At 59.8% G+C, this 10,612-nt stretch carries 10 protein-coding genes and 1 pseudogene; 8 read left to right on the plus strand and 3 right to left on the minus strand.

The window, feature by feature from the left end; translation table 11 throughout:
* Window positions 1-379: pseudogene (locus tag DYI24_RS13360) on the plus strand (DEAD/DEAH box helicase); the annotation flags it as partial.
* A gap of 103 nt (window positions 380-482) precedes the next feature.
* On the opposite strand, the gene DYI24_RS13365 reads toward DYI24_RS13360, so the two are convergent.
* On the minus strand, window positions 483-1,754 hold the full coding sequence (locus tag DYI24_RS13365) for an acyl-CoA dehydrogenase family protein (protein WP_107346703.1): 1,272 nt from the start codon (window positions 1,752-1,754) through the stop codon (window positions 483-485).
* Between the two features lie 384 nt (window positions 1,755-2,138).
* Between DYI24_RS13365 and DYI24_RS13370 the strand changes: the two genes are divergently transcribed.
* Both DYI24_RS13370 and DYI24_RS13375 read left to right on the plus strand, forming a co-directional pair.
* Window positions 2,139-2,690 carry a DUF6790 family protein gene (locus DYI24_RS13370; RefSeq protein ID WP_164572637.1) on the plus strand — a complete coding sequence of 184 codons (552 nt, stop codon included), beginning with the start codon at window positions 2,139-2,141 and terminating at the stop codon, window positions 2,688-2,690.
* Between the two features lie 196 nt (window positions 2,691-2,886).
* Entirely contained in the window at window positions 2,887-3,273 is a 387-nt protein-coding gene (locus DYI24_RS13375; RefSeq protein WP_164572638.1) for a hypothetical protein, read from the plus strand.
* Between the two features lie 91 nt (window positions 3,274-3,364).
* Here DYI24_RS13375 and DYI24_RS13380 read toward each other — a convergent pair whose 3' ends face one another.
* On the minus strand, window positions 3,365-3,820 hold the full coding sequence (locus tag DYI24_RS13380; protein ID WP_164572639.1) for a PaaI family thioesterase: 456 nt from the start codon (window positions 3,818-3,820) through the stop codon (window positions 3,365-3,367).
* Window positions 3,821-3,952: 132 nt separating this feature from the next.
* Between DYI24_RS13380 and DYI24_RS13385 the strand changes: the two genes are divergently transcribed.
* From DYI24_RS13385 to DYI24_RS13405, 5 genes are all read left to right on the plus strand, one after another.
* Window positions 3,953-4,636: a helix-turn-helix transcriptional regulator gene (locus DYI24_RS13385; RefSeq protein WP_246701245.1), complete on the plus strand. Its 684-nt coding sequence runs from the start codon at window positions 3,953-3,955 to the stop codon at window positions 4,634-4,636.
* A gap of 182 nt (window positions 4,637-4,818) precedes the next feature.
* Entirely contained in the window at window positions 4,819-5,076 is a 258-nt protein-coding gene (locus tag DYI24_RS13390; protein WP_164572641.1) for a type II toxin-antitoxin system Phd/YefM family antitoxin, read from the plus strand.
* A 276-nt stretch (window positions 5,077-5,352) separates the two neighbouring features.
* Window positions 5,353-6,270 (plus strand): hypothetical protein, encoded by a 918-nt coding sequence (locus DYI24_RS13395; protein ID WP_246701246.1) that lies wholly within the window; start codon window positions 5,353-5,355, stop codon window positions 6,268-6,270.
* A complete protein-coding gene (locus DYI24_RS13400; protein ID WP_246701247.1) occupies window positions 6,260-6,748 on the plus strand; it encodes a hypothetical protein in 489 nt (162 codons plus the stop codon). Before DYI24_RS13395 ends, DYI24_RS13400 begins: the two co-directional genes overlap by 11 nt.
* Window positions 6,745-8,775, plus strand: a complete 2,031-nt coding sequence (locus DYI24_RS13405; protein WP_164572643.1) for a hypothetical protein — start codon at window positions 6,745-6,747, stop codon at window positions 8,773-8,775. Before DYI24_RS13400 ends, DYI24_RS13405 begins: the two co-directional genes overlap by 4 nt.
* A gap of 200 nt (window positions 8,776-8,975) precedes the next feature.
* On the opposite strand, the gene ahcY is transcribed toward DYI24_RS13405, so the two are convergent.
* Entirely contained in the window at window positions 8,976-10,385 is a 1,410-nt protein-coding gene (gene ahcY, locus DYI24_RS13410; protein ID WP_107345696.1) for an adenosylhomocysteinase, read from the minus strand.
* Between the last annotated feature and the right edge of the window lie 227 nt (window positions 10,386-10,612).

The raw sequence follows: 10,612 nt of genomic DNA on the forward strand, positions 1-10,612 counted from the left end.
GCGGGACCGCGAGGGGCGCCGGGCCAAGCGCCCCGACTCGTGGTCGCCGCTGTCCGGCGAACCGCTGCCCGATCCGCGCGAGCAGGACGCGCCGCGTCCTACCAAGCGCGCGCCGCACGACGAGGCTGCGCGCGGCGGCAAGCCGGCGCGGTTCAAGGACAAGAGCTTCAAGGACAAGAGCTTCAACGACAAGGGCTTCAAGGCGCGCGGCGAGGAGTCGTTCGAGGGCGATTTCAAAGCCAAGCCGTTCAAGAAAGACGGCTTCAAGGCGGGCAAGGCGAAGGGCGACAAGCCGGCTTACGTCAGCAAGGCCCGCCGCGCCGATCCGTCGGCCAAGAACCCGCCGTTCAAGAAGAAGGCGAAGAAGAAGTTTCGCTGAGGCGTGAGTTCGACGTGACGCCGGCCTCGCGCCGCGCATCGCGCAAATAACAAGGCCGGGGACAATGCCCCGGCCCTGATGTCGTCACGCTGGTAGCAGTCGCTTACAGCGTCAGCTCGTGGCGGCCGACCACCATCCAGTGCACTTCGTCCGGACCGTCGGCGAAGCGGAGGTGGCGAACGTCGGTGTACATCTCGGCGAGCGGGGTCCACTGCGAGATGCCGGTGGCGCCGTGCATCTGGATCGCCTGATCGATGATCTTGCAGGCGCGCTCCGGCACCATCGCCTTGACCATGCTGACCCAGACGCGCGCTTCCTTGTTGCCGAGCACGTCCATCGCCTTGGCGGCCTTCAGCACCATCAGACGCATCGCCTCGATCTCGCAGCGCGCCTGCGCGATGATCTGCAGGTTGCCGCCGAGATGCGCCAGCTTCTTGCCGAACGCTTCGCGGGTCAGGCCGCGGGCCACCATCAGGTCGAGCGCCTTCTCGGCCTTGCCGATGGTGCGCATGCAGTGATGGATGCGGCCGGGGCCGAGCCGAAGCTGCGAGATCTCGAAGCCGCGGCCTTCGCCGAGCAGGATGTTCTCCTTCGGCACGCGGACATTGTTGAAGCGCATGTGCATGTGGCCGCGCGGCGCGTGGTCGTGGCCGAACACGTGCATCGGGCCGAGCACTTCGACGCCGGGGGTGTCGACGGGCACCAGGATCTGCGACTGCTGCTTGCTGGGCGCGGCGGTCGGATCGGTCTTGACCATCACGATCATGATCTTGCAGCGCGGATCGCCGAGACCGGAGATGTAGTACTTCTCGCCGTTGATCACCCACTCGTTGCCGTCGAGCACGGCCGAGGTCGAGACGTTCTTGGCGTCGGACGAAGCGACGTTCGGCTCGGTCATCACATAGGCGGAGCGGATCTCGCCGTTGAGCAGCGGCTTGAGCCACTTCTCTTTCTGCTCAGGGGTGCCGACGCGCTCCAGCACTTCCATGTTGCCGGTGTCGGGCGCCGAGCAGTTCATCACTTCGGAGGCGAGCGGCGCCTTGCCGAGTTCGGCGGCGATGTAGGCGTAGTCGAGATTGTTGAGGCCTTCCCCGGTCTCGGCGTCGGGCAGGAAGAAGTTCCACAGCCCCTGCTCCTTGGCCTTCGCCTTGGCTTTCGCCAGCAGATCGAGTTGCTCCTGGCTGAACGACCAGCGGTTCGGATTCTTCGCTTCGGCGATCTCGAACTCGTGCTGCATCGGCTCGACGACGTCGGCGATGAACTTCTTCACATGGTCATAGAGCGGCCGGACGGATTCGCTCATCCGCAGATCGTTGAGCGTGTCTTCGGGCGCGAGCGTGTAAGGGGTCTGGCGGGGGACGTAGGCCGTCTGCATGCGGGCGTGCTCCTCGTGCTTTTCTTGGTTGCGTTTCTTGGCGTCGTTGGCAGCCACTCCGCGTGGACGGCCGCGCACCGGTTATAGACACGAACCCGCCGGGTTGTCTTGATCGAACTGCGTTTAAAACAGCGTGTGAACCTAATCCCGCACTGCGAAAAATCATCTCCGCCGTACGCCACGCGCGATAGTTGACGAGGCAACCATAACGGTCCGCCGAACTCCACGTCGAACGGTTCCCCGCGTAGCAACGCCCACTCGCCCCGTGATCGTCTGGCGGATCGTCGCGCTTGATGGCTGCAGTCCGAATGAGTGCTACCATCGCCCCGATCCCACCGCGTCAGCTACGCAGCTGCGGGCTCATCACCGAACGGAGAACGAGGCATGGCGGAAGTGATCAAGGCGACGCTCGTGTTCGTGCTGTCGAACTTTTCGCTGAGCTTCCTCGTCATCGGCCTGCTGTTCGCGCTGGTCGCGATCGCGCGCGCGCCGAAGCCGCTGCGATTCCCGGACGTGATCGACCGGCTGCTGGCCTGGCACCTGTTCTGGTCGATCGGCGTCTGCTACTTCTACAACTTCGTGATGCATGGCTTCTTCGGCAAAATGTCGGCGGCGTTCATCGGCTGGGCCGACAGTCCGTTCCAGTTCGAAGTCGCCACCGCGAGTCTCGGGTTCTCCGCCGTCGGCTTTCTCGCCGCCTTCCGCAGTTTCGACCTCCGCCTCGCTGCGATCGTCGGCCCCGGCCTGTTCACGCTCGGCGCCGCCGTCGGTCACATCAATCAGATGGTGACGCAGCACAATTTTGCGCCGGGCAACGCCGGGGTGGTGTTCTACACCGACATCCTCATCCCGCTGTTCGGCGCGGCGTTGCTGTGGCTGCAGCATCGCAGCCGAGCCGATCGTCTGGCTGCAGCGCCGACAGGCCGCGCGGCCTGAGCGCCGATCGCGCCGGGCAAACAGGCCAGGGGCCGGGTGATCATCCCGAACGCAGCGCGTTGAACTTGCAAGCCCGCTTGCCGGACAAAGGAGAAAGTCGACCGACGCCGCCGCACGCGGCTCCGCGCCCCATCTCGATCATGCTGCTGGGCCGCCGCGAGCTTCTCGGCGCCGCCCAGCAGCGAGGACGCGCCGCATGCCCATCATCATGCTGAGTGCCGTGATCGGCATCCTGTTTCTGCAAGCGACCGGCGCGATCCCGCAGAGTAGCGTCGGCGGGCCGATGCTGATCGCGCTGGCCTTCCTGCTCGGCGCCTTGGCGGTCGGCATCCACGACGCCCAAACCAGCCAACGCGGCCCGCTCGGCTGGATCGTCAGCATCGCCGTCGCACTCACCGGCGCCTTCCTCTCCGCCCCGCTCGGCGGCATGGCCGTGACCATGCTGCTCGCCCCGTTCGTGCAGGGCTCATCCTCCCTCGCCGCCGCCGGCGGCCCGGTGATGGCCACCGCACTCGCGGGCGCGATGATTGTCACGCTGGCCGGAGCGTGGGGCGCGATCTGGGTGGTCAACAGGTGGCGGTGAGATTAGCGATGGCTTGGATAGAGCGAGCGATATCAGCGTGAGCGAGCGATTCAATGCCGCGTGCCGCCGCGCTCAGCCGGGCCGCGCATCTTCAAGCGAGCTTCGTCTGCTGAGGGCCGCTGTGCACCGCAACCGCTCTCGCGGTTGCCGTGGCGGTCGCGATCAGCCTTTGATCGGAATCGCGTAGCTCCCCTTCGAGGAACAGGATTTCGCGACCGCTGTGCACCACCCGACCTCGGCCGACGAGTCGTCCGGGCCTTGCGGGCCGCATGAAGCTCACCTTCAGCTCCAGGGTCTGCGCCATCCGGTCGCCGCCAAGAAAGGCCATCGCCGCCGGTCCAACCGTATCGTCGAGCATCGCGCCTAGAAGGCCGCCTTGGACCGATCCGGCCGGATTGAGGAAGGATTCGGTTGCCAGAAACTCGACCTCGATGCTCCCCGCTGCCGGATCGATGGCTAGCAGCTTCCAACCCAATAGCTGCGCGGCGGGCGGTGCGGGCCGGCGGCCTTCAATCATGTCCCAGAACTGTCCCACCCGATGTGTCATCGAAGACTCTCCTTGGGAAGACGCTTCGTCCGGGCTGAAAGACGACCCGGCACCTGAACGCGACGGATATTCGCTATAGGATGGCTCCTGACAGCGTGGTGTCAGGAGGCGACGGTGCGGCGGGCAGATCGATTGCTGGATTTGATCGCGCGGCTGAAGGGCGGGAAACTGATTGTTGCGGAGCAATTGGCCGAGCAACTGGAGGTCTCCGTTCGCACCGTGTACCGCGATATTGCGGCCTTGCAGGCGCAGGGACTCCCGATCGATGGCCAAGCGGGCCTGGGTTACATGCTGCGCGGGGACGTGAACCTGCCGGCGCTGACGCTCAGTCACGATCAACTCGACGCGGTGTCACTCGGCTTGTCGCTGGTAGAATGGATCGGCGATGACGACCTCGCGCAAGCAGCCGTCAGCGCCCGGGCCAAGATCGACGCGACCTGGGCCGACCAACCGACCCCGGCCCCATCGCAGCGGCATCTGTTGGCACGTGAGCTTCCGCATCGCAAAGCCCCGCCCTTCACCAGTTCGATCCGCCGCGCCATTCGGGAGCGCCGCCTCATCAAACTGGACTATGCGGCTCAGGATGGAAGCCAATCCACCCGCGACGTCCGCCCGCTCGGGCTCCGCGCGTTTCATGCCGGCTGGCTGCTGATTGCGTGGTGTAATCACCGCGGCGCCTTCCGAGTCTTCCGCCTCGACCGCATTCTGGCTTGCGAGCTTTCGAAGCAAACCTTCCCGTTTGAAGCCGACCGCGAATTGGCGGCCTACTTTTCGCAGCGCGGGAATGAATCTTATCGTCGGGGCGCGCATAGATGAACTGGTCGGCCCCAACCTATGATCTGAATGTCCGCCAATTCAAGGCGCAAAGCTCGGCGTGAAGGGGCGGAAGCCCATAGGCGGCGGGCTATTCCAATACCGATGGCTCCTGCCCACGACTTGACCGAAATCGTTCCGCTGCGCACTCTGGCTCGCAATCCTAGCTCCAAAGAACCACGCAGATGACAGAGCGCCGTTGGTCGATGCAGGATGCGAAGAACCGCTTCAGCGAGCTGGTCGAGGCCGCGCGGCGCAATCCACAGACGGTCACCAAGCACGGCGAACCTGCCGTCGTCGTGATGGACGTGGCGGAGTTCGAGCGTCTGCGGCGACTCGAACACACGCAGGCGCCGTCGTTCTCCGAACTACTGCTGTCGATGCCGAAAGACGATGGAGAATTTTCGCGCGGCGCCGTGCGAAGCCGCGATCTCGATCGCTGAAATTTCTGGTTGATCCGCTCCGGTCGTGGCGCGCAACGTGTCGAACTTCGAGCGCCGACGGGCGCAGCCCTGATTGATCCGTTTGGCGGTAGGGCGGGCTAGCGAAGGCGTACCCCGCCGAATGGCCATAGGCATTGTGTCGGAGCAATGGCGGATTACGCTGGGCTAATCCGCCCTACGGGCTGCAGCGGCTGAAATATGTAGGACTCGACCATCAGTTGAAGACGAAGACAATCACATATAACTTCAATGGCTGCAGCAACGGGACCGCACTCAGTGACAATCGTGCAGCAGATTTGGAATCCAGACGATTGGGAGCAATTCGCATTTTCATTACTTCAAAGCCGCCACGGCCCTCTGAATGTGCACAAGATACCATCGGAGCACAAAGGCGACTTAGGAATTGACTACTATTGCATACGTGATGCCGTCGCTTATCAGTGCTACTCCGTAGAAGAACCGATTGACATTTTGACCAGAGCGAATCGACAGCAGAACAAGATAACCAGAGACCTCAAGAAATTAATAGACAACCATTCCGAAGTACATAAATTGTTCGTAAGCAAACCAGTCAAACACTGGTTATTATTAGTCCCACGACATGACAGCAAAGATGTAAACCTCCACTGCGCTAAGAAGACAGCAGAGCTTCGAGCAACCAATTGCCCTGCCCTTGATCATGACTTCGAAGTCTCGATACAAGATCCAACGGCTTTTCCGACTTGGGCGACAAAAGCGGCTGCGAACTCGGTTTCACATCTGCAACTCTCGATACCTGAGCCTTCCGAGGAAGAGCTAGAGAACTGGGTTGCAAGCTCGAACGAGCTACTTGCGAACGCCACAAGGAAGCTGTCAAAGAAAGTCGGCCCTCAATCTGTCGATGATGCAGTCGCCGAAGCTGTTAAGTACTTTTTGACAGCGGAGAGACTGCTTGACGCATTAAGGAATGGTGCACCCGACCTCCACGAGAGCATTGTAGCTGCCATCAATACTCGGGTTCGACGCCTAACATTTGCCGGCCCATCTTGCGAAGCCAATGCAAACGCTGTGATTGGGGCCGAGGTTGATCTGCTCATTGCCTCTCTACAAAAGGCAGCCCCAAACCTTTCAGACGAGAACACCCAAGAAATCGCCTTCGGCAAAATTTCCGATTGGATACTACGCTGCCCACTGGACTTCCCAAATGCTCAATGAGACTGCATTCCGCAACGCTTTACAGCACGGAACATTTAGCTTTACGCCACGCCCGAGTCCCTTGCCCGAAGACCTCCGCATGGCGTGGGGAATAAGCCTACTGGTGATTGCGTGTCGCTACAGTCGCGGCAAGCGACTGAGCTTTCAGAAATTGCAATTTCTGGCCCATTCGATACGCATTCCCGAAGGGCGAGACGAAGTCCGCGGCCTGCTCGCTGGGACATACTCTGCAGCTGACGTTTCCTTTCGCGTGGAACCATCCCTAAATCGCGCAGTCGCGTACGCACATGCACTCAAACTGGTCACCATCGAGAAAGGCACAACCATCTCCCTGACCCAAGAGGGCTCCGAAATTGCTGACGCAATCATTGAAGATCCAGAAACCTTGCAGGTTGAGAAGCATTTCTTGCGTGAGGTAACGCCACGCATCACCGAAAACCTTATGAAACGCGTGTGGCGCCTTGAGGATTTGCTATGAGCCTCCGATTCAAGCAACTGAGGCTCCGCGCAGTGACTGCTGATGGCATCTACGGCGTCGACATTCCTTTTAAGTCTGGGCTGAATGTGCTTTGGGCCGACAACACCCGGGGCAAGTCAATGTGCATGCAAGGAATGCTGTACAGTCTCGGGCTGGAAAAGATGCTAAGCCCAAAGAGGGAAATTCCTCTTCCTCACGCGATGACGCGCTATCTGAACACGGACGACAATCGCAAGATAGACATCATTGAATCAAGAGTATCTTTGGAAATCCAGAACGGCGCAGGCCAGACGATAACAGTTAATCGTGGCGTCAAGGCCGACACGGACCCGAGACTGATAACCGTTGAATTTGGTGCCGCGTTGTCTGAAGGCACCTCCAATCTAAAGCAGCAGCATTTCTTCGTCAGCGACGCCGGAGCCGCTCAACGCGAAGACGGATTTCACTTCTTTCTCGAGAATTTCCTGGGCTGGCATCTACCCCAAGTTCGTCGATACGATGCACCAGAGTCCAAGCTCTATCTAGAGACTGTATTTCCACTATTCTGGGTGGAGCAAAAGTTCGGCTGGTCTGCAATACCGGCTGCAATTCCAACCTACATGAGGATTCGAGAGGTACATAAACGGTCCGTCGAATTTCTGATGGCGCTTGATGTTCACAACTTTGAGCTTCAACGAGAGCGACTCTCTGAGCAACTTAACGTGCTCGCCCAGCGCTGGTCAGAAACTCATTCCGAACTAGCCAGGACAGCTGCGCGCGCCGGAGCAAGACTCCGAGCATTGAGCGAGATACCAGTTGCAGACCCCGAAGCACTCGCAGCATCCGGCATCGAGATCGCCAACGACGAACAATGGATCCCGCTGGAAGAAAAATTGACCGGCCTACGAAAGACTCTGAATAAACTAACTACTCAATCTATACCCACCGTTGAAGATAATTCGGAAGAGACTGCACGACGGCTGGGTGAATTGCTCTCGCAAGCGGACACACTAAACAATACCAAGCTTGAATTGCACAACATCCATCAGATCAAGTTCGCTGACATTAGCTCACTCCAGAGACGAATCGCTACACTCTCTGAGGACCTCGCAAAGAATCAGGATGTTCAGCGATTACAGCGATACTCGGGCGTCGCCGCGACGCTAACGCCTCAAAGGTGCCCCACCTGCGATCAAGCACTTCATGACACACTACTTTCACAGAACGCGATCACGGCAGTGATGCCAATAGCAGACAACATCGAATACATCCGATCTCAGAAAAAGATGTTCGAAGACATTTTGAGACGAGAGAAATTAGGCGAGAAGAAGCGCTTAGAAACGTTAGCGACGATCAGCAACGCGCTAAAGGATGTTTATGCAGAAATCCGGACGCTCCGCGCAGAATTGGTGGCACCATCGTCGAGCCCCTCAGCAGTCTCAATACAGGAACGTATCAAGACAGAAGCCAAGATTCGGGAACTCGAGAACCTGCAATCGGCTTTCGACGAAACAATGTCTCGGCTTAGAGATCTACAATCGGATTATCGCCGCCTCAAGGACGAATTGAACCGGCTACCGAATGAAAAATTCTCTGCCGACGACAAGGACAAGCTGAAACTATTGACCAACACCATCATTGATCAAGCATCGGACTTTGGCTTCAAAACCTTCCCCCCTGAAGAATTATCTGTATCAGAAGACAGCTACCGGCCCGAGAAAGAGGGATTTGAAATTGGGTTCGAGACCTCTGCGAGCGATTCAATCCGATTGAAATGGGCATACCAACTCGGTCTATTGGAGCTATCTAGTCTAAGAAAAACGAACCACCCTGGGACTTTGATCTTTGACGAGCCTCGTCAGCAATCCTTGGTTGAGATTAGTTTCGAAAGGCTTCTGAAACGGGCTGCGCAGGCAAAAGCGCGGGGCCAGCAAGTAATCTTTTCGACGAGTGAGGATCGGAAAAATTTGAATCGTATAACCCAACAGCTCGACTGCAGTAGAACATTCGTCGAGGGCTACATTTTGAAGAAGATCCAAGATTACTAGCGGCAAAGACCCGTCAGCAAAAACAGAAAGCCCCAGAGAGCAACGCTCCGGGGCTTTGTTGTCCGATGGATGGCTGCCGTTCGACCGTCATTGCCGGGCTTGACCCGGCATTCCATCTTCTTCGCGATAAATCACCCGCGAGGGCGCGCTTCGCGCGCGATGGATGGCCGGGTCAAGCCCGGCCATGACGACTTTAACTATCAATACCGATAGTGATCGGCCTTGAACGGACCCTCGACCTTGACGCCGATGTAGTCGGCCTGGTCCTTGCGCAGCTCGGTGAGCTTGACGCCGATCTTGGCGAGGTGCAGGCGGGCGACCTTTTCGTCCAGAGTCTTCGGCAGCACGTAGACCTTCTTCTCGTACTTGCCCTGGTTCTGGAACAGCTCGATCTGCGCCAGCGTCTGGTTGGTGAACGACGCCGACATCACGAAGGACGGATGGCCGGTGGCGTTGCCGAGGTTGACGAGGCGGCCTTCCGACAGCAGCACGATTCGCTTGCCGTCCGGGAAGGTGATCTCGTCGACCTGCGGCTTGATGTTGTCCCACTTCAGGTTCTTCAGATGCGCGATCTGAATTTCGTTGTCGAAGTGGCCGATGTTGCAGACGATGGCGCGATCCTTCATCGCGCGCATGTGCTCGATGGTGATGATGTCCTTGTTGCCGGTGGCGGTGACGAAGATGTCGGCGATCGGCGCCGCGTCTTCCATGGTCACGACCTGGTAGCCTTCCATCGCCGCCTGCAGCGCGCAGATCGGATCGACTTCCGACACCATGACGCGGGCGCCGGCCTGGCGCAGCGACGCCGCCGAGCCCTTGCCGACGTCGCCGAAGCCGGCCACCATCGCGACCTTGCCGGACATCATCACGTCGGTGCCGCGGCGGATGCCGTCGACCAGCGATTCACGGCAGCCATAGAGGTTGTCGAACTTCGACTTGGTGACCGAGTCGTTGACGTTAATCGCCGGGAACAGGAGCTTGCCGGCCTTCTCCATGTCGTACAGACGATGCACGCCCGTGGTGGTCTCTTCCGACACGCCCTTGATGTTCTTGGCGAGCGTGGCGAAGTAGCCCTTCGGCTTCTCTTTCAGGATGCGCTTGATCAGCGCGAAGAAGATCTCTTCTTCTTCCGAATTGTGCTGATCGAGGAACACGGTGTCGCCGTTCTCGGCGCGCAGGCCCTGATGCACGAACATGGTGGCGTCGCCGCCGTCGTCGAGGATCATGTTCGGGGTGCCGCCGTCCGACCAGTCGAACAGCTTGGCGGTGTAGTCCCAGTAATCCTTCAGCGTCTCGCCCTTGACGGCGAACACCGGGATGCCGGCAGCCGCGATCGCCGCAGCGGCGTGGTCCTGGGTCGAGTAGATGTTGCACGACACCCAGCGGACGTCGGCGCCGAGCGCCACCAGCGTCTCGATCAGCACCGCGGTCTGGATCGTCATGTGCAGCGAGCCGGCGATCCGCGCGCCCTTCAGCGGCTGCTTCGGGCCGTATTCCTCGCGGGTCGCCATCAGGCCGGGCATTTCGGTCTCGGCCAGCGAGATCTCCTTGCGGCCGAACTCGGCGAGGCCGATGTCCTTGACGATGTAATCGGTGAACTTGGCGGTCATGCGGATGGGTTTCCTGATGTCTGTGTCAGTCGAACTGAGCACTACGAACTGAATCGGGCAGTTTGAGGCAGTGCGCCTCGTCTCCCTCGCCCCGCACTTTGCGGGGAGAGGGCCGGGGTGAGGGGCAGCCGCGAGACTCGACCTCGGTGAAAGGCCCCCTCACCCGGATCGCCGCTCCGCGGCGACCCGACCTCTCCCCGCGCGCGGGGAGAGGTTAGAGACGGTGG

The sequence above is a fragment of the Rhodopseudomonas sp. BR0C11 genome, assembly GCF_010820945.1.
Lineage (GTDB): Bacteria > Pseudomonadota > Alphaproteobacteria > Rhizobiales > Xanthobacteraceae > Rhodopseudomonas > Rhodopseudomonas palustris_H.